The organism is Terricaulis silvestris, from assembly GCF_009792355.1.
Taxonomy (GTDB): domain Bacteria; phylum Pseudomonadota; class Alphaproteobacteria; order Caulobacterales; family Aquidulcibacteraceae; genus Vitreimonas; species Vitreimonas silvestris.
In genome coordinates, this window is record NZ_CP047045.1 from 2,433,933 (window position 1) to 2,450,846 (window position 16,914).

At 63.4% G+C, this 16,914-nt stretch carries 20 protein-coding genes and 1 tRNA gene; 13 read left to right on the forward strand and 8 right to left on the reverse strand.

Annotation, left to right across the window (positions count from 1 at the left end; translation table 11 throughout):
* Window positions 1-34 precede the first annotated feature (34 nt).
* Window positions 35-1,423 carry a magnesium transporter gene (gene mgtE, locus DSM104635_RS12500; protein ID WP_158766520.1) on the reverse strand — a complete coding sequence of 463 codons (1,389 nt, stop codon included), beginning with the start codon at window positions 1,421-1,423 and terminating at the stop codon, window positions 35-37.
* Window positions 1,424-1,551: 128 nt separating this feature from the next.
* Here mgtE and DSM104635_RS12505 point away from each other — a divergent pair, with 128 nt between their 5' ends.
* The 5 genes from DSM104635_RS12505 to DSM104635_RS12525 all read left to right on the forward strand — a co-directional run bounded on the left by DSM104635_RS12505 (window position 1,552) and on the right by DSM104635_RS12525 (window position 4,171).
* On the forward strand, window positions 1,552-1,821 hold the full coding sequence (locus tag DSM104635_RS12505; RefSeq protein ID WP_158766521.1) for a metal-sensitive transcriptional regulator: 270 nt from the start codon (window positions 1,552-1,554) through the stop codon (window positions 1,819-1,821).
* Window positions 1,818-3,176, forward strand: coding sequence for a hypothetical protein (locus tag DSM104635_RS12510; RefSeq protein WP_158766522.1), 1,359 nt, complete (start codon window positions 1,818-1,820; stop codon window positions 3,174-3,176). The genes DSM104635_RS12505 and DSM104635_RS12510 overlap by 4 nt, the downstream gene beginning before the upstream one ends.
* Window positions 3,177-3,264: 88 nt before the next feature.
* On the forward strand, window positions 3,265-3,666 hold the full coding sequence (locus tag DSM104635_RS12515) for a DoxX family protein (RefSeq protein WP_158766523.1): 402 nt from the start codon (window positions 3,265-3,267) through the stop codon (window positions 3,664-3,666).
* Between the two features lie 70 nt (window positions 3,667-3,736).
* Window positions 3,737-3,821 (forward strand) — tRNA-Leu (locus tag DSM104635_RS12520).
* 107 nt (window positions 3,822-3,928) lie between these two features.
* Entirely contained in the window at window positions 3,929-4,171 is a 243-nt protein-coding gene (locus tag DSM104635_RS12525) for a GIY-YIG nuclease family protein (protein WP_158766524.1), read from the forward strand.
* A gap of 97 nt (window positions 4,172-4,268) precedes the next feature.
* On the opposite strand, the gene DSM104635_RS12530 is transcribed toward DSM104635_RS12525, so the two are convergent.
* Both DSM104635_RS12530 and DSM104635_RS12535 read right to left on the reverse strand, forming a co-directional pair.
* Window positions 4,269-4,748: a peptidase S1 gene (locus DSM104635_RS12530; protein WP_158766525.1), complete on the reverse strand. Its 480-nt coding sequence runs from the start codon at window positions 4,746-4,748 to the stop codon at window positions 4,269-4,271.
* 119 nt (window positions 4,749-4,867) lie between these two features.
* Window positions 4,868-5,122: a FliM/FliN family flagellar motor switch protein gene (locus DSM104635_RS12535; RefSeq protein WP_158766526.1), complete on the reverse strand. Its 255-nt coding sequence runs from the start codon at window positions 5,120-5,122 to the stop codon at window positions 4,868-4,870.
* Window positions 5,123-5,175: 53 nt separating this feature from the next.
* Between DSM104635_RS12535 and lipB the strand changes: the two genes are divergently transcribed.
* The 5 genes from lipB to DSM104635_RS12560 all read left to right on the forward strand — a co-directional run bounded on the left by lipB (window position 5,176) and on the right by DSM104635_RS12560 (window position 8,465).
* On the forward strand, window positions 5,176-5,859 hold the full coding sequence (gene lipB, locus DSM104635_RS12540) for a lipoyl(octanoyl) transferase LipB (protein ID WP_158766527.1): 684 nt from the start codon (window positions 5,176-5,178) through the stop codon (window positions 5,857-5,859).
* Window positions 5,860-5,924: 65 nt separating this feature from the next.
* Window positions 5,925-6,083 (forward strand): hypothetical protein, encoded by a 159-nt coding sequence (locus DSM104635_RS12545; RefSeq protein WP_158766528.1) that lies wholly within the window; start codon window positions 5,925-5,927, stop codon window positions 6,081-6,083.
* 256 nt (window positions 6,084-6,339) lie between these two features.
* A complete protein-coding gene (locus DSM104635_RS12550; RefSeq protein WP_158766529.1) occupies window positions 6,340-6,732 on the forward strand; it encodes a DUF6249 domain-containing protein in 393 nt (130 codons plus the stop codon).
* A 118-nt stretch (window positions 6,733-6,850) separates the two neighbouring features.
* Complete coding sequence (locus DSM104635_RS12555; protein ID WP_158766530.1) at window positions 6,851-8,011, forward strand: pectin acetylesterase-family hydrolase; 1,161 nt, start codon at window positions 6,851-6,853, stop codon at window positions 8,009-8,011.
* Between the two features lies 1 nt (window position 8,012).
* Window positions 8,013-8,465, forward strand: a complete 453-nt coding sequence (locus DSM104635_RS12560) for a YaiI/YqxD family protein (protein WP_158766531.1) — start codon at window positions 8,013-8,015, stop codon at window positions 8,463-8,465.
* 43 nt (window positions 8,466-8,508) lie between these two features.
* Here DSM104635_RS12560 and DSM104635_RS12565 read toward each other — a convergent pair whose 3' ends face one another.
* Both DSM104635_RS12565 and arr read right to left on the reverse strand, forming a co-directional pair.
* Window positions 8,509-8,931 carry a hypothetical protein gene (locus DSM104635_RS12565; RefSeq protein WP_158766532.1) on the reverse strand — a complete coding sequence of 141 codons (423 nt, stop codon included), beginning with the start codon at window positions 8,929-8,931 and terminating at the stop codon, window positions 8,509-8,511.
* A gap of 90 nt (window positions 8,932-9,021) precedes the next feature.
* Window positions 9,022-9,432 carry an NAD(+)--rifampin ADP-ribosyltransferase gene (gene arr, locus DSM104635_RS12570; RefSeq protein WP_158766533.1) on the reverse strand — a complete coding sequence of 137 codons (411 nt, stop codon included), beginning with the start codon at window positions 9,430-9,432 and terminating at the stop codon, window positions 9,022-9,024.
* Between the two features lie 217 nt (window positions 9,433-9,649).
* Between arr and DSM104635_RS12575 the strand changes: the two genes are divergently transcribed.
* Window positions 9,650-11,494: an MBL fold metallo-hydrolase gene (locus DSM104635_RS12575; RefSeq protein WP_158766534.1), complete on the forward strand. Its 1,845-nt coding sequence runs from the start codon at window positions 9,650-9,652 to the stop codon at window positions 11,492-11,494.
* Between the two features lie 67 nt (window positions 11,495-11,561).
* On the opposite strand, the gene DSM104635_RS12580 is transcribed toward DSM104635_RS12575, so the two are convergent.
* Window positions 11,562-13,565 carry an acetyl-CoA carboxylase biotin carboxylase subunit gene (locus DSM104635_RS12580; protein WP_158766535.1) on the reverse strand — a complete coding sequence of 668 codons (2,004 nt, stop codon included), beginning with the start codon at window positions 13,563-13,565 and terminating at the stop codon, window positions 11,562-11,564.
* A gap of 40 nt (window positions 13,566-13,605) precedes the next feature.
* Here DSM104635_RS12580 and DSM104635_RS12585 point away from each other — a divergent pair, with 40 nt between their 5' ends.
* Complete coding sequence (locus DSM104635_RS12585; protein ID WP_158766536.1) at window positions 13,606-14,625, forward strand: glycoside hydrolase family 5 protein; 1,020 nt, start codon at window positions 13,606-13,608, stop codon at window positions 14,623-14,625.
* Here DSM104635_RS12585 and DSM104635_RS12590 read toward each other — a convergent pair.
* Complete coding sequence (locus DSM104635_RS12590; RefSeq protein WP_158766537.1) at window positions 14,622-15,119, reverse strand: hypothetical protein; 498 nt, start codon at window positions 15,117-15,119, stop codon at window positions 14,622-14,624. The two genes, DSM104635_RS12585 and DSM104635_RS12590, sit on opposite strands and share 4 nt — an antisense overlap.
* Window positions 15,116-15,988 (reverse strand): ParA family protein, encoded by an 873-nt coding sequence (locus DSM104635_RS12595; protein ID WP_158766538.1) that lies wholly within the window; start codon window positions 15,986-15,988, stop codon window positions 15,116-15,118. Before DSM104635_RS12595 ends, DSM104635_RS12590 begins: the two co-directional genes overlap by 4 nt.
* Window positions 15,989-16,190: 202 nt before the next feature.
* Between DSM104635_RS12595 and DSM104635_RS12600 the strand changes: the two genes are divergently transcribed.
* Window positions 16,191-16,778 carry a hypothetical protein gene (locus DSM104635_RS12600; RefSeq protein WP_158766539.1) on the forward strand — a complete coding sequence of 196 codons (588 nt, stop codon included), beginning with the start codon at window positions 16,191-16,193 and terminating at the stop codon, window positions 16,776-16,778.
* Window positions 16,779-16,914 lie beyond the last annotated feature (136 nt).

Here is a 16,914-nt window from a genome sequence, read left to right on the forward strand (position 1 = left end):
GAAAGAGCGCGGAGCGATCCGCGCTTTTTTGTTTTCAGTGCAGCAGGATTATCGTCGCCAAGCCGAGGAAGGCGAGGAAGCCGACGCAATCGGTGACGAAGGTGACGAACACGGACGATGACACGGCCGGGTCAGCGCCGAAGCGGCGGAGTGTCAGCGGCACGAGAATGCCGGCAAGTCCAGCACAGGCGAAGTTGATCAGCACGGCAAGCGCGATCGTCATCGCCAGCAGCGCGTCTTTGAACCAAAACCCAACGACCGCCGCCAAAACCAGGGCGAAGATGAAGCCGTTGGACACCGCCGTCATCGCTTCGCGCACGACGTAGCGCGGCGCACTCGATTCCGTGAGGTCGCGCGAAGCGATGGCGCGCACCGCGACGGCCAGAGTCTGTGTGCCTGCGTTGCCACCCATCGAAGCAACGATCGGCATCAGAATCGCCAGCGTGACCAGTTGATTGATCGAGCCTTGAAATTGGCTGATCACCGCCGAGGCGGTGATCGCGGTGCCGAGATTGACCGCCAACCACGGCGCCCGGGCGCGCACGGATTTGAACACGCTGTCGGTTTGCGCGGCCTCGCTGACGCCGGCGAGCTTGAGCAAGTCTTCCTCGCCCTCCTCGCTGATGACGTCGATAATGTCATCGACCGTCATGGTGCCGGTCAGGCGTCCCGCTTCATCGACGACGGGCGCGGAAGCCAAGTGGTACTTCTGGAACGTGTGGGCGACCTCTTCCTGATCCATTTCTCGGCGGATCAGCGCTTTGATCGGCGCCATGATGTCGGCGACGAGCGTATCGCGCGCTTCGCGCATCAGCTTCGAGACGTGCACGGCGCCAACCGGGCGGATCATCGGATCGACGACGTAGATCTCGAAGAACACGTCCGGCAGTTCAGCGGCCTCCACCCGCATGCGGTCGATGACGTCGCCTACCGTCGCGCCCTCGGGAGCGGCGACGTATTCGCGCTGCATGAGACGGCCGGCCGTCTCTTCGTCGAACGAGAGCGCTTCTTCGACCGCTAAGCGCGTGTCCTCGTCGGCGGCGGCGAGGACACGACCGAGATCCTTCTCGTCGATATCGGCGGCGACGGCGGCGGCGTCGTCAGTGTCGAGTTCGCCGAGCGCTCGGCCGACATAGTCGGGTGGGAGCTGGGGCAGGATTTCTTCGCGGCGTTCCCAGGAGAGTTCAGCCAGGAACTCGGTGGGCAAATGCCGGCCGATCATCTTGGCGATGGTGCGCGCGGTCTCCAGCGGCACGTGCTCAATCACGTCGGCGATGTCGGCCGGGTCGAGATCGCTGAGCTGGCGCCGGAGCGCTGGCCAATCGTGATCGCCGGCGGCGGCGATGACGCTGACGATGAAGTGCGCATCTTCGGAGGGCGCGGCGTGCGCCTTTTCCGCCGCCGTGTCGGTCTCGGTGTTCATCGGCGGGCCGCTTCGCTGGAGAGACAGAATGGGTTCGTGCCCCTCCAAACGCCGCGTCGCGGCAAAGGTCAACCCATTCGTCGCTTTGCGCTTGCCTAATACCCCTATGGGGTATCATCCTGAGACGCATGAGGGACAGATCGCATCTCGTCAACCGCCTGCGCCGCATTGAAGGCCAGGTCCGTGGACTCTCCGGCATGATTGAAGACGGCCGCTACTGCATCGATGTGCTGACGCAGCTTCGCGCGGCGCGCGCCGCGCTGAACCGCGTCGAGACCATCATGCTCAAGGAACATCTCAACCACTGCATCGAGAGCGCCATCGTGAGCGGCGACGCCGGCCAACAGCGGAAGAAAGCAACCGAGCTGATCGAATTGCTGACAAGGAGCGAACGATGAATGGGTGGATAGTGGCGCCGGCTTTCAGTCTGGCGGTCTTCGCTGTGCCCGCCGCGGCGCAGGATCACGGCGGTCATGAAGCGCCGGTGCAGCAAGTCGAACCCGCGCCGCGGCCCGCTCCGCACGATCATGGGCAAATGCAACAGGCGCCGGAGCCCGCGTCCGCCGATGATGATCACGCCGCGATGATGGCATCGATGACCGGCGCGCTCGGGCCCTATGCAATGGGCCGTGAAGCGTCAGGCACGGCATGGCAGCCCGATGTCACTGAACACGGCGGCCTCCACGAGCACCGAGGGCCGTGGATGTTCATGGGGCACGTGATGCTCAATGGCGTGTACGACTGGCAGGATGGGCCGCGCGGCGACGAAAAAGCGTTCATCAGCGGCATGGTGATGGGTTCGGCGCGGCGCGATATCGGCGCCGACGGCACGCTGAACTTGCGCGCGATGGTCTCTCCCGAGCCGTTCATGGGCGCGAACGGTTACCCATTGCTGTTCGCTGCCGGTGAGACGGCGAACGGCTCAGACACGCTGATCGATCGCCAGCATCCGCATGATTTGATCATGGAGCTTTCCGCCTCCTACGCGCATCGCTTGGGCGATCAGACGTCGGTGTTCGTGTATGGCGGCCTGCCCGGCGAACCGGCGTTCGGACCGCCCGCGTTCATGCACAGGCTTTCGGCGATGGATTCACCGGAGGCGCCGATCACACACCATTGGTTCGACTCCACGCACATCACGTTCGGCGTGCTGACGGCTGGCGTCGTGCACGGCGATTGGAAGCTCGAGGCATCGCAATTCCGTGGGCGCGAGCCGGACGAGGATCGCTACGACATCGAGACGGGCGAACTCGACTCCACCGCGTTGCGGCTCTCGTGGAATCCGACTGAGAATTTAGCGCTGCAGACGTCGTGGGCCGACGTTACGTCACCGGAAGCGCTAGAGCCCGATGAGGACGAAGAACGCTGGTCGGTGAGCGGGATCTACACGCGCCCGATCGGAGAGCACGGCTGGTGGTCGGCGACGATGGCGTTCTCGAACAAGGAACGCAGCGATGGCGTTTCGCTTGATGCATGGCTCGCTGAAGCGGCATGGCATCCGAACGACCGCTGGACGCTGTTCGCCCGCGGCGAAACCATCGAGACCGACGAACTCGAGCCGCCGGGCCACGGACCAATCCGCGACGTTGCGCGCTTGAGCGCGGGCGCGATCCGGGACTGGCGGATCAATGAGACCGTGGTGTTTGGCGTCGGCGCATTGGTTCAGACGCATCTGGCGCCGGACGAACTTGAACCCTCCTATGGCGGCGATCCAGAAGGCGCGATGGGATTTGTGCGGCTGAAAATCGGTTGATGATCCGCGCCTTGCGGCATTTTTCGCGAGGACTGTCGGTGCGCGCCATGGACGTTCGTCCTTTGGGCAACCGACAAGGAGAGATCAGATGAAAGCCAGCGTTTCAGTTTGGATCGGCCGCGTGCTGAGCGGGCTGTTTGTGCTCTTCATGTTGGGCGCATCAGCAGCGCCAAAGCTGTTGGGCATGCCGATTGCGGATGAGATCATGGCGGACCTCGGCTGGCCGCCGGGCTATGTGCTGCCGATCGGCATTCTCGAGCTGACGCTGACGCTGCTCTACATCTACCGGCCAACGAGCGTGTTGGCGGCCGTGCTGTTCATGGGGCTCTTCGGTGGCGCGATGGCGACGAACGTGCGCGCTGAGCAGCCGCTGTTCAGCCACCAGCTGTTCAGCATCTATCTCGGGCTGATCATGTGGGGCGGGTTGTGGCTGCGGGACGAGAAGCTGCGGGCGCTGTTCCCGTGGCGACGGACGGCATCCGACGCCTAGAGGGCGGGCAAAACCGCCGTTCCGGACCTTGTTCGTTCAGAATTGGTCTGCTAACCCCCCGCCCTCTGATGCGCTCGTGGCGGAATTGGTAGACGCACTGCCTTGAGGTGGCAGCGAGTAACATCGTGGAGGTTCGAGTCCTCTCGAGCGCACCAGCCTTCGCGCTTCGCGCTACGGCTGGCAGGCCTGGTGCACATGCTGAAAGCGCGAAGGCTGCCCTCCGAAGCTTTAGCGAAGGAGGGCCAAGGCCCTATGATGGGTCATGTTCTATGTCTACATGCTGGCCAGTGAAAAATTCCCCACGCAGCGTTATACGGGTTTCACGACCGACATGCGATCGAGACTCAAGGCGCACAACAAAGGCGATTCTCCGCACACGTCGAAGTATCGACCTTGGCGCTTGGTCGGGTATCTCGCGTTCGAAAATCAGCAGAAGGCCATTGCGTTTGAGCGATACCTAAAGTCGGGTTCGGGCAAGGCCTTCGCCAACAAGCGACTTTGGTAGTTGGCCGCAGGAACATCCGGCCAAGAGCGCACCATCGCACAAATGACAAGAGCCGGAGCTTCGCTCCGGCCCTTTCAGTTTCAGCTGTGAGGCCGAGTTATTGGCTGGTGAGCTCCGAGATGTGGAGCTGGGCCGGCGCCAACGAAGCGTTGCCGTAGGTGCCGATCCAGATGTCATACTGGCCGCCCTGCGGGCTGTTGAAGCGGACCATCGGGTTCATGCCGTTGACGCCTTCGTCATCCGAGCAATACCAGGTGCCGTCCGGTGCGTTCACGACGAGGGTCGTGTCGGTGCTCGAATTGGCCGAGATGATCAGCGGGTACGAACCCGCGCTATACTGCAGGCGAACGTCCGGCGCGTTGGCGATGAAGCCACGGCAGGACGAACTCAGCGTCGAAGCGTTGATGCTGCCGCCCGACTGTACGTTGACGACGTACGGGTCTGGCGTGAAGCCGGCGCTGAGAGTCGCCGTGCCGTAGGTTGGGTTCAGGCTGAAGTCTTGCGCAGTGGCGACGCCGGCGAAGGCGACAGCCGAAAGCGCCGCACCGGCTGCGATGATGCGTGCGATAGGCGACATGTAATTTCCCCGTGGTGGAGCGCGTCAGGCTCTAACGCGCAGATGACAGCTTGGCGTCCCGCGCCTGAGCCGAACATGAACCGGGAGATAAGATTCCGTCTACCCCCAACTTGGGGGTTTTAGGCGGCGTTGAATTCGTGGACGTCCGCCGCCTCAGTGACGGTAATGCACAACCGATCACCCTGGATGGTGATCTCGCCCCGGGCCACGGGATGCCCGTTGGCGAGAATCCAGAGCTGGTCGGACTCCTTGGTGTCGAGCGGGATGACCGCGCCCCGGCCCATACGCAGGAGCTGTTGCATCGGCATCTGGCAGCGCCCGAGGACGACGGCCAGCTCGATGTCGACGTGGTGGACTTGGCTTCTTTCAGACACGCGACGACCCCATGTGATTCTGCTCTAGTCGAACCTGAAAGGGTTGCGGGCGCGTGAACGAAACGGCGGAGCGGATTGGCTGGGCGGTTTCGCCGGGTCTCGTGGAGTACGAGGCGGCGGTCGCGGCGATGGAGGCGCGCGCGGCTGCGATCGCGACGGACGAAGCCGGCGAACTCGTTTGGCTGCTGGAACATCCCCCGCTCTACACCGCCGGCGTCAGCGCCAAGCAGAGCGATCTGCTCGATCCGGATCGCTTTCCGGTGTTTCAAACTGGGCGTGGCGGGCAGTTCACGTATCACGGTCCGGGACAGCGCGTGGCGTATGTGATGCTCGACCTGCGAAAGAGAGGCCGCGACGTGACGCGGTTCGTTGCCGATTTGGAACGCTGGATTATCGGCGCGCTGGATGCGTTCAACGTCAAAGGCGAAGTGCGTGACGGCCGCGTTGGCGTTTGGGTTGAGCGCAAGGGGCCAGGCTGGGCGCGCGAGGACAAGATCGCGGCGATTGGCGTGCGTTTGCGCAAGTGGGTGAGCTTTCACGGCATTGCGTTCAACGTCGAACCGGAGCTGGAACATTTCTCCGGCATCACGCCATGCGGCATCAGCGGACCGCAATTCGGCGTCACGAGTCTTGTTGACCTTGGCTTGCCGGTAACCATGAGCGATGCGGACGCTGCTTTGCGCTCATCATTCCACAGCGTGTTTGGCGCCACAGCAGACGCGGCGCCTCCGACTTAGAACATCAGTTGTAATTGCATCCGCGCGCGACGCGGCACACATCTCGCATTCAAGAGGTGATGATCATGCACGCGCCAGCCGACAGAACCGCAAAGCGCATCAGCCTCGAAGATTGGCTCGCGCGCTACGACGCTATTGACCTCTTGCCGCTGCTCTCGAAGCGCCAGGAAAAGCTCCCAGCGCGCATGGCGATTCCCGCCGACCGCATCGTGGTGCGCACCTAGCGGTTCAGGCGCAGGGGCGTTCGGCCGGTACACCAAACTTTCGGCTCACGACCAATCCGCTCCCAACGCGCGCTGCTTGCGCCGACCTCACGCCGTTTGGCCCTGGACGCCCGGTGCGCGAACCTCGCCGAAAGCCCTCGCTTTTCACCGCTTCGTGGGCGCCAATACATAATCGCCAAACGCGCGCATCCAAACCGGGGACCGCCCGCATCTGTGTCAGCAATGGGGCAATAAGCCCCCTGTCATGGAGCGTACGATGGACACCGAGATCTTTGTCCCCTTTATCTTTTTTGCCTTCCTCGCGGCGGTGATCCTGGTGCCGACGCTGGCTAAGGAGCGCACCAAGCGTTCCGCCCACGACCTGATTTCCCAAGCCCTGGCGCGCGGCCAGCAACTCGAGCCGGAACTGGTTTCGCAACTTACCCAGAACATGCTCGACGAAGGCAACCGCGCGCGGAAGACCCTTGGCAATGGCGTGATCCTGCTGGCGCTGGCCGCCGGTTTCGTCGGCGCAGGCTATGTGGCCAGCGGCTTCGACGAGGACGCCATGCACGGCTTTGCCATCCCGGCTGTGATCGTTGGCACCGTGGGCCTCGCGTTCCTGCTGCTCGCCATCGTCGATTACACGACCAAGCGCCGCGAAGCCTAAGCGCTTCACAAAATCGAGACCTGAGGAGGCTGCGGGCGACCGTGGCCTCCTTTGCCATGCAATCGACACTGGAAACGCGTCTGATCGGCCTCGTTCGTTGGGGTTCGAGGACGCTTTCATGAGAGCATTGGTTTGGGTTGCGGCGCTGGCGCTTGCGGCTTGCGGCATCACCGGCGTGGCCACACCAACGGTGCGTCGTGTGGCGGACCCGTTGCCGGTTGCGGCGAGCGAGTGGGTTCAGCTCACGCCCGAACCCGCGCGCATCGGCAACCGCATCTTCACGGCCACGTGCTCGGATGCGCCAGGCACGGACCCTGCGTTCAAATTCTGGGCGCGGCGCGGCGTCAGCAACAATGTCGTCGTGTTCTTCGACGGCGGCGGCGCGTGCTGGGATGATGTCACCTGCTCGCTGCCGCGTGTTGCGGCCGATGCGCGCGACGATGACGGTTTCTACAAAGGCGAGCTGATCCCGACTGACAATCCCAATACGATGCAGGGGATTTTCGATCTCGACAATCCGCGCAACCCGGTGCGCGATTGGAGCTTCGTGTTCGTGCCGTATTGCACCGGCGACGTGCACTCGGGCTCGAGCACCGCGCACTACACCAATCCCGACACCAACGCGCCCTACACGATCGAACACCGCGGCGCCGACAACTTCCGCGTCGTGTTGGAATGGATGCGCGCGAACTTCAATGCGCCGGATGAGATCCTGGTGACGGGGTCGAGCGCCGGCGCGTACGGCGCCGCGACCCATTACGGACGCATCCGGGATGTGTTTCCGGGCGGGCGCGCGGTGATGCTGGGCGACGCGGGTCAAGGCGTGACGACGCCGGATTTCCTCGAACTGCGAAACAGCAATTGGCAATATGACCTTCCCGCCAACGTGTTCGGCCCTGACGCACAATTGACCAGCGACGACGACATCGTCGCAATGTTGGCGGCGCACTACCCGAACGATCGCTTCGCGCAATACACCACCGCGCACGACATCACGCAGTCGGGCTTCTATGCACTGATGGGCGCGACCAATGCCTGCCAGGCGTGGACCGCAAAAATGGCGACCGACCTGACGGCGCGCCAGCAGCGCGCGGCAAACTTCCGGTCGTATCTCGCCAACGGCCAATCGCACACGATTCTGCGCACGCCACTGTTCTACGCCGAGCAAAGCGGCGGCGCGCCGTTTGCGGAATGGGTGAGTGCGCTACTGACGGAAGCGCAGCCGGAGAACCGCGCGTGCGCGAACTGCTTGGCGGAACGCGTGCGCTGCCGGTTTTGACGTGAGCGCCGCACCCACCATTTTCGTCGATGCCGATGCCTGTCCGGTGAAGGAAGAAATCTACCGCGTCGCGCGGCGGACGGGGTGTCCGGTGCAGGTGGTGACCAACAGCTTCATGCGCGTGCCGCCGGATGTGACGTTGACCGTGGTCGATGCGGGCCCCGACATCGCCGACAATTGGATCGCCGAGCGTGTGCAGCCGGGCGACATTGTTGTCACCAACGACATCCCGCTCGCCAGCCGCACGCTGAAAGCTGGTGGTGCGGCGTTGGGCGCGACGGGTAAGGCGTTCACCGAAAGCTCAATCGGCGCGGCGTTGGCGCAGCGCGAACTGATGGAGCATCTGCGCTCGTTCGGCGAAGGCGGTGGCGGGCCAAAGCCGTTTTCAGCCGCGGATCGGTCGCGGTTCTTGTCGGCGCTGGACGCTGCAGTGATGAAAGCGAAGCGGCGCTAGGCTTGCTATTCGCCGGGAGCGGACACTCGGTCTTGTTCAGAGACTACTCCGTCCGACCACCTCTCGCGTAACGTTCACCCATAGATTCTTGGGTCGCTTCGAATACTTCCGTGCCATCCGCAAGGGTGCTCATCTCTCCAATGATGAACCCCCGATCACCAGGCCCGATGTCGCCGGTGCAGCTGGTCATGGTCAGGTGAACGACAACGCTTTGCCCTTGAAATTCGCCTCGCAGCACGCGACGCACCCGCGCTCTATCAAGGCGCGGCTGATGATACGCTAACGGCTGCACCGTTTCCAGAAACACCACGTCAAGCACGATCGCTGTCTCCGACAGCTCGGGCGGAATGTCATAGTAGATAATGGAGCTGTTGTTTGCCGGCAGCCGACACGCCAGCGCGGCCGACGGAGCAAATAGTATCACCGCGACGAGGGCGACCGTGAAGCCGAACGCTAGTTGTTTCACCGGCGAAGTCTCTCCGCGATTGGCAAAGCGCACAAGTCTGTTGATTAATCTTTACTTATGTCCGCTTCGGGCCAGGAACGGACCTCTCGCTCATTCATCGATCGCCTCGATGCCTTGGCGCTTGAGTTCCTCGAGATGTATTTTCATCGCCGCCAGCGCCTCGGCGCTGTGCCCCTGCCATTCCGCGACCTCGCCGGTGACTCGAAGCGGGTCGCGCGTGCGGTAGGATTTGGTCGGATTGCCGGGGAATTTCTTGTCGGTGAGATTGGGATCGTCTTCGATCGGTCCGGTCGGCTCGACGATGTAGATGCGCTCCCGACCCTCGCCGGCCGCCAACTCAGCGCCCCAGATCGCGGCTTCGAGCGTGGCGCTCAGATAGACGAAGTTCGCTTTCCTCCGGCTGCCGTAGTTGGACACGTAACCCGGCGCGATGAGATCGCCGGAGCGAAGGTCGGCGCGCGTGCCGTGGTAGAGGACTTGTGAGTTTGTAGAATCTGTCATTGCGCTCGCCGCCTCCAATGAATTGCGGCGATGTCAGCCAAAATCAGTCCGCTGGCAATTCTTGAAGACAATTGGTTTGTCCCCATTTCTGTAGGGGCGAGGCGATTTTTGTGGCCGCTTGATGCTGCGGGGCAGCGCCGAACCTAAGCTGTGCCCACGCGCGCCAGCGTGGTAGGCCTGCACCACGCCTCGCCAACTCCACAAGGAAGGCCGCGCAATGCAGGTGCGATTCTGGGGCACGCGCGGTTCGATCGCGACGCCAGGCCCGACCACAATCCGCTACGGCGGCAACACCTCATGCGTCGAGGTGCGCACGGATTCCGGCGCGATCATCTTGATCGATTGCGGAACGGGCGCGCACGCGCTCGGCCAAGCGCTGCAAGAGCAAGGCAAGGGCCGCACGGGCCACATCCTGATCTCGCACACGCACTGGGATCACATTCAGGGCTTGCCGTTCTTCGCGCCGCTCTTCGTTGCCGGCAATGAGTGGCACGTTTATGGGCCGCGTGGGCTGAACCAATCGCTTCGCGAAGTGCTGGCCGGGCAGATGGAGTACGCCTACTTCCCGGTGGCGCTGAATGCGTTCGCGGCGACTGTGCACTATCATGAAGTGGTCGAAGGCGGGTTCTCGATCGGCGGGGCGCGCATCACGACGCAATATTTGAATCACCCTGCCCTCACGGTCGGCTACCGGATCGAGACGGATGGCGCGACTTTGGTCTATGCGTCCGATCATGAGCCGCACAGCCACAGCGCCGGCGAAGGCCACACCGAGCCGCCCGAAGCTGGCGACGCGGCGCACGTTGAGTTCATCCGCGACGCCGATCTGCTGATACACGACGCGCAATACACGGCGGCCGAATATCCGGCCAAGATCGGCTGGGGCCATAGCACGATCGAGTACGTCATCGATATGGCTGCCGCCGCCAATGTGCGGCAGGTGGCGCTTTATCATCATGATCCTGGGCGCGGTGATGACGCTGTCGATCAGCTCATCAAGACGGCGCGGACGCGTGCGGACGATGCCGGCTCTCCGCTGCTCGTCACCGGCGCCGCCGAGGGCAGCGTCTATGAGTTGCGTGCGTTGGAAGCCAAGGAAAAGTTCGTCCCGTATCTGCCGTCGAGCTTGGTGTCGCCGACCACCACTGTCGACAACGAATTGGTGTTGATCACGGGCGTCGGCGCAGATGAGCTCGCGGTGCTGGCGGAGGCGGCCGAGGCTGACGGCATACCAAATGTGTCGGCGTTGCAGATCGAAGATTTGAAGGCAGCGACGCGAAGCGCTATTCCCTCGCTCATCTTTGTTGGCGACGCGATTCCGGGCGTTGATCCGATCGCGCTCTGTCAGGAGTTGCGCGCACTGCAGGGCGAAGCGGCGCGCGAGATACCGATCATTGTTGTCACCGATCAGGCCGGCGTCGATGCGGAGCGCGGCGCAGCCGCTGGCGTCACCGACTGGCTGACGCGGCCCTACAGCGTGCAGTACGCGCGCTCGCGCATGCGCGCGTGGCTGATGCGCTCGATGTTGCGCTGGCGGAAGGCGATCCTGCCGCAAGACGAAGAAGCGCGTCTGGAAGCGGTGCATCGGCTCGGTTTGCTCGACACCGCCGCCGAAGAGCGTTTTGACCGGCACACCCGCATCGCCGCCGCGGCGCTCGACGCGCCGATTGCGCTGGTGACGTTGGTCGATCGCGACCGGCAATGGTTCAAGTCGCATCTGGGCTTCGACTTCAGCGAGACGCCGCGCGATATCGGATTTTGCTCGCACGCCATCCTCGAAGACGCGCCGCTCGTGGTGCCCGACGCGCTGCAGGACGATCGCTTCGCGGAGAACCCCGCCGTGGTGGGCGACCCGCGCGTGCGGTTCTATGCCGGCATCCCGCTGCGCGGCGATGATGGCAGCCGTGTCGGCGCGTTGTGCATCGTTGATCACAAGCCGCGCAATCTGAGCGCGGCTCAGATCGAGATGCTGCAGGACATAGCGCGGCTGGTGGAAGAAGAGCTGAAGCACCGGCCTGATGCGCCGGTGGCGTCGATCGCGCGGGTTTCCATAACGACGTAGCGGCCGGTCGCCCTCGGGCCACCTTCTCGCGCAACAGCGGGAGAAGGGACAACTTCAACGCTGGAGGCTAAGCCAGCTCAAGCATCACCTCGTCCGCCGCAACGGATGCGCCGGCGGCGACGTGGACTTTGCTGACCACACCGTCGCGTTCGGCGCGGATGATGTTTTGCATCTTCATGGCTTCGACGACGGCGACACCCTCGCCGGTTTTCACTTCTTGGCCGGCTTTGGCGTCGATCGAGATGACGAGGCCGGGCATCGGCGAGACGATCAGCTTCGAAGTGTCGGCTTTTTGTTTTTCCGGGATCTTCTTGAACAACTCGGCGCCGCGCGGGGTGGCGACGAGTGCGAGCGCGGTGACGCCGCGATGGCGCAATGTGTAGCCACCAGGGGCGGTTTTGATTTTCACCGAGAACGGCTGGCCGTCGAACTTGCCTTCGATGATGCGCGCGCCGGGGCGCGTCACAGTGTCGATGCGGTGCTTCTTGCCGTCGATGGTGACGTCGGCGCCGGTTTCGTCGAGATCGACGTTAGTGAGGTGGTGGACTTTGTCGAGAATGACGGTCCAGGCGCGCTGCCAATCGCCCTTAAGCCCGCCATTGAGCTGACCGCTGACTTCTGTGGCGCGGCGCGCGGTGAAGGAGCGCGCGAGAGCGGCGGCGGCGATCAGGAGCTTGTGTTGCTTCGGCGTGGGCGCGACGCCTTCGAAGCCATTCGGAAAATGGTCCTTGATGTAGCCGGTGGTGAAATCGCCTTTGCGGAAATCCTTTTCCTCCATCACCGCGCCGAGGAACGGGATGTTGTCGGCGATGCCGTCGATGAGGAAATTGTCGAGGGCGGCGGCCTGGGCGTCGATGGCGGCGATGCGCGTTGGCGCGTGGGTGATGAGCTTGGCGATCATCGGATCGTAGAACATCGAAATTTCGTCGCCCTCGCGGACGCCGGTTTCGTTGCGCAGCATGACGTCGCCGGTTTTGCCTTCGGCGGGCGCTTGGTAGGCGCGGAGGCGGCCGATGCTGGGGAGAAAGTTGCGGTACGGGTCTTCGGCGTAGATGCGGCTCTCGATGGCCCAGCCCTTGATCTTCAGATCCTTCTGCTTGAACGCCAGCTTCTCGCCGGCGGCGACGCGGATCATTTGCTCGACCAGGTCGAGGCCGGTGATCATCTCGCTGACTGGGTGCTCGACTTGGAGACGCGTGTTCATCTCGAGGAAGAAGAAGCTCTTGTCGGCGCCGCTGGCGACGAACTCGACCGTGCCGGCGCTGTCGTAGTTCACGGCTCGTGAGAGCGCGCAGGCCTGCTCGCCCATGGCCATGCGCGTCTTTTCATCGAGCAACGGCGACGGCGCTTCCTCGATGACTTTCTGGTTGCGGCGCTGGATCGAGCATTCGCGCTCGAACAGGTGCACGACGTTGCCGTGCTTGTCGCCCATCACTTGGATTTCGATGTGGCGCGGCGCGGTAACGAATTTCTCGATGAAAATGCGGTCGTCGCCGAACGCGCCCTTGGCTTCGGCGCGCACGGCGGGGAAGCCCTCTTCCACATCTTTCTTGTTGAACGCGACGCGGATGCCTTTGCCGCCACCGCCGGCGCTGGCCTTGATCATGACCGGGTAGCCGATCTCTTCCGAGATCTGCACGGCGTGCTCGACGCCTTCGATTTCGCCGATGAAGCCCGGCACGCAAGAGACGCCCGCTTCTTGCGCGGCCTTCTTGGACTCGATCTTGTCGCCCATAGCGCGGATGGCGTGGGGGTTGGGGCCGATGAAGGTGATCTTCTCGGCCAGCAGTCGGTCGGCGAACTCGGCTTTCTCGGAGAGGAAGCCGAAGCCGGGGTGGATGGCTTGCGCGCCGGTCTTGCGCGCGGCGTCGACGATCTTGTCAATGACGAGATAGCTTTGCGCAGCGGGCGGCGGTCCGATGAAGACGGCTTCGTCGGCCATATCGACAGCAAGGCTGTCGGCGTCGGCTTCGGAATAGACGATGGCGGTCTTGATGCCGAGCCGGCGCGCGGTGCGGATGATGCGGACGGCGACTTCGCCGCGGTTGGCGATGAGGATTTTGTCGAACATTGGGGCGGTGTTAGCGGGGGAATGGCGTAAGCTGCAACCGATGAATCGCCGCGAGACCCTTCTTGGCGCCGCAGCAGCGCTGGCCGCGTGCGGGCCGGCGGGCGGTCAAGGGCCGGCGCCGCCCTTCCCGATGCGGCGCGGCGTGAACCTTGGCAACGCGCTCGAAGCGCCGAACGAGGGCGAGTGGGGCTATCGGATCGAGGACGCGCACTTGCGCGCGATCGCCGATGCTGGGTTCGATGGCGTGCGGCTGCCGGTGCGATGGGACGCTCGTCCAGGTGGCGGGACTCTCATTCAGCGCGATCTGATCAACCGCGTGTCGGAAGTTGCCGGTAAGGCGGCGAGTCTCGGCTTGTTTGTGCAGATCGACATGCACCACTACGACGCATTCAATGATGCAGGACCGGACTCGGAGTTTCGGCAACGCTTCCTCGATATCTGGCGGATCATCGCGGAGTCGTATCGCTATGCGTCTGAGCGCGTCTTCTTCGAGCCCCTCAACGAGCCGAACGGCGCGCATTGGTCGGCGCAAGCGTTACGGGAGTTGCAGGCAGAGGTCGTGGGCGTCATTCGCGAGAGCAATCCGGAACGGCTGATCGTACTGGGGCCCGGCAATTGGCAGAACATCGACGCACTGCGCGATTGGCGCCCGCCCGAGGGAGAGAACATCGCGGTGAGCGTGCACTATTACGAGCCGCACGCGTTCACGCATCAGGGCGCGGAATGGTTGGGCGATGATGCGCCGACGTTTGATCGCGCGTGGGGCAATGGAGACGATCTTTCTCAATTGCGCCGACACATCGGCGCGGCGGCAAGTTGGGCGCGCCAGCACGGCTACGCCATGCAATTGGGAGAGTTTGGCGTGAATCGCGCTGTGGCGTTGGGTCAGCGCGCGCTTTGGACCCGTGCGGTGCGCGACGCGTGCGAAGCAGAAGGCATGGGCTGGTGTGTTTGGGATTTTGCTGGCGCGTTTCCGATTTGGGATCGCGAGCGCGGAGAATGGATCGAACAGATGCGCTCCGTCCTTCTCGACGAGCAAAGCTGGATCCACGAAAGTTAGTAGTCGAACATCTTCTCGTCGCGCTCGGCGCGGCGTTTGGCTTGGTCGACGATGTGGGCGGCGAGTTCGTCGCGCGTTAGCGTTGAGGTGACGCCGCTGGGGTCGAGATTGTGTTCGGTGACGAGAGCACGGAGCGCGGTGAGCTTTTGGCCTTGGAGTGCGGCGCTGAGGGCGGCTTCGCCTTCGCGCTTGTAGAGGCCGGCGGGATTGATGTCGGGCGCGGGTTCGCCCTTCTTGGTTTTCGCGGGTGCGGTGATTGGTTTTGGCGCTGGTGTTTCAGCTGGCGCAACGCGCCCCTCCGCTTCGCTGCGCTCAGCACCTCCCCCGCTTGCGGGGGAGTATGAAGCGACATCTTCCACGACGCCGTCCGGCACGTCGCGGCGGCTGTCGTGGAGTTGCAGCACCGCGTCTAGCCGATTGGCGAAATCGGGGTTGCGCTTCGCTTCGCGGCGAATTTCGTCAAACAAGCGGTCGAGCGTCTTGTTGAGACTCATATGCTAGGGCCGAGCTCCACCTTGCTCTGGAATTCTTCGCCGAGCTTTTTGATGACGCCCGCCATCGCGCCGTACTTCTGTTCGAACGTGCGCGGGGTTTCCGACCATTCGGCGGCCTTCGCGATATCGACGTGCTGGGGAATGCGCACGTCGAACATGGCCTCGCCGAGATTGTCTTTCAGCAGCTGCGCTTCGGAGCGGTGCAGCGAGAACGTGTCGTCGTACTTGGTGGCGAGCACCATGAGCTGCGACGGGCCACCCCGGCGCTCGTTGATCAAACGCAGCGCGCGCTTGCGGAAGGTGATGAGGCCGAGCCGCGACACATAATCCGGGATCGTCGGCACCAGGATGGCGTCGGCGGCGATCAGGGCCGCTTCCGCGAACAGCGAAATGCCGGGCGGGCAATCGATCAGGATGTAGTCGTACTCGTTGACCACGTTCTTGATGCCGTTGGCGAAGCGCTCGCAAATCCATTTCTGAATCTGGTCGATCTGAAACCCGCGTTTGACGAAGCTTTCGATCATGTCGCGTTCGACGATGCGGAATTCCGGCGCCGAAGCGCAGAGCGCAACGTCGGCCTTGCCTTTCAGATCGCTGACGTTTTTCTCGATCAGCGATTTGAAGGGCTTGGCCTTCTGCTGAACGATGTAGCTCTCAAAGAAGAAGTCGAGCGTGCGCTCGGCTTCGCGCATCTTGTTCCACTTCTCCGGGCCGGCGATCATGATCGAACAATTGGTTTGCGGATCGAGGTCGATCACCAGGACGCGGCGGCGCTGGTGCAACGCCAACGATTCGGCGAGCGAAACGGTCGTCGTCGATTTACCGACGCCGCCCTTCATGTTGATCACCGAAACTAAACGCGCGGGCATTCGGCCCCCTCCGTCAAAACGGACCCGGACGGTCGGCCCGGAGGGTTAGTTTCTGGTAAATTTGGGTCAAGCGGCGCGGACAGCCTCTCCACTGCAATACGAACAGGAAACTCAGTCGGGATTCAGCGCAGCGGCGCCAATCTGTGTCGCGAGGGAAGTTGAGACACACCGCTGCAAGGCGCGTCTCGGGAGCACTTCTGCTATGAAAAACAAGCTGTTCGCGGCCGCGCTTGCCGCTTTGACACTGGCGTCCGCTGGCGTCGCCTCGGCCCAGGACTACCGCCGCGGCGACCGCGGAGACTATCGCGGCGATTATCGCCACCGCGCCGAGATTACCATTCGCAAAGATGGCCGCACGTTCGATTTCGACCGCGGCGACCGCATGTTCTATCGCCTGCTCGACCGGCCGTTTCATTTCCGGCCCGGCATGACCTACGCCTACACCGACCGTTGCAACCGCCAAGGGTGCGTCGCGTTCGTGTTCGATGGCCGCTCCCGCCGGCCGGTGGACCGCATCTTCGCGCCGCACTTGCAGATGCGCGGCTGGGCCGTCCGCGAAACGCGCGGCTTCGACGGCCGCTACAATCGCTTCGGCCGCTACGACCGCGACGATCGCCGCTGGAATAACGACGACGAGCGCAATTATCGCGACGGACGCGATGGGCGCGGCGGCGACCGCGATTGGAATGACGACGATCGCGATGGGCGTGATGGTCGCGGCGATCGGGACAACGATCGCGATGGACGGCGCGATGGCTCGGGCCTGCGCGGCGGGCCGTCGGGCAGCTAAGAGCTGAGACTCGGGAGCGCGAGCGAGGCGTTTGCGAAAGCAAGCGCCTCGTTTGCTTGTGCGTGGCGTCGCCCTTCGACAGGCTCAGGGTGACGCCAATTCTGGCATACGGGCCAACCGCCAGCGTCAGCCTGAG

Coding starts and splice junctions, on each gene's coding strand:
- arr (WP_158766533.1), bottom strand. CDS start 9,432: ATGACAGATTCTACAAACTCACAAGTCCTCTACCACGGCACGCGCGCC.
- DSM104635_RS12515 (WP_158766523.1), top strand. CDS start 3,265: ATGAAAGCCAGCGTTTCAGTTTGGATCGGCCGCGTGCTGAGCGGGCTG.
- DSM104635_RS12525 (WP_158766524.1), top strand. CDS start 3,929: ATGTTCTATGTCTACATGCTGGCCAGTGAAAAATTCCCCACGCAGCGT.
- DSM104635_RS12590 (WP_158766537.1), bottom strand. CDS start 15,119: ATGAGTCTCAACAAGACGCTCGACCGCTTGTTTGACGAAATTCGCCGC.
- DSM104635_RS12600 (WP_158766539.1), top strand. CDS start 16,191: ATGAAAAACAAGCTGTTCGCGGCCGCGCTTGCCGCTTTGACACTGGCG.
- DSM104635_RS12585 (WP_158766536.1), top strand. CDS start 13,606: ATGAATCGCCGCGAGACCCTTCTTGGCGCCGCAGCAGCGCTGGCCGCG.
- DSM104635_RS12575 (WP_158766534.1), top strand. CDS start 9,650: ATGCAGGTGCGATTCTGGGGCACGCGCGGTTCGATCGCGACGCCAGGC.
- DSM104635_RS12555 (WP_158766530.1), top strand. CDS start 6,851: ATGAGAGCATTGGTTTGGGTTGCGGCGCTGGCGCTTGCGGCTTGCGGC.
- DSM104635_RS12580 (WP_158766535.1), bottom strand. CDS start 13,565: ATGTTCGACAAAATCCTCATCGCCAACCGCGGCGAAGTCGCCGTCCGC.
- DSM104635_RS12545 (WP_158766528.1), top strand. CDS start 5,925: ATGCACGCGCCAGCCGACAGAACCGCAAAGCGCATCAGCCTCGAAGAT.
- DSM104635_RS12510 (WP_158766522.1), top strand. CDS start 1,818: ATGAATGGGTGGATAGTGGCGCCGGCTTTCAGTCTGGCGGTCTTCGCT.
- DSM104635_RS12505 (WP_158766521.1), top strand. CDS start 1,552: ATGAGGGACAGATCGCATCTCGTCAACCGCCTGCGCCGCATTGAAGGC.
- DSM104635_RS12595 (WP_158766538.1), bottom strand. CDS start 15,988: ATGCCCGCGCGTTTAGTTTCGGTGATCAACATGAAGGGCGGCGTCGGT.
- DSM104635_RS12530 (WP_158766525.1), bottom strand. CDS start 4,748: ATGTCGCCTATCGCACGCATCATCGCAGCCGGTGCGGCGCTTTCGGCT.
- mgtE (WP_158766520.1), bottom strand. CDS start 1,423: ATGAACACCGAGACCGACACGGCGGCGGAAAAGGCGCACGCCGCGCCC.
- DSM104635_RS12550 (WP_158766529.1), top strand. CDS start 6,340: ATGGACACCGAGATCTTTGTCCCCTTTATCTTTTTTGCCTTCCTCGCG.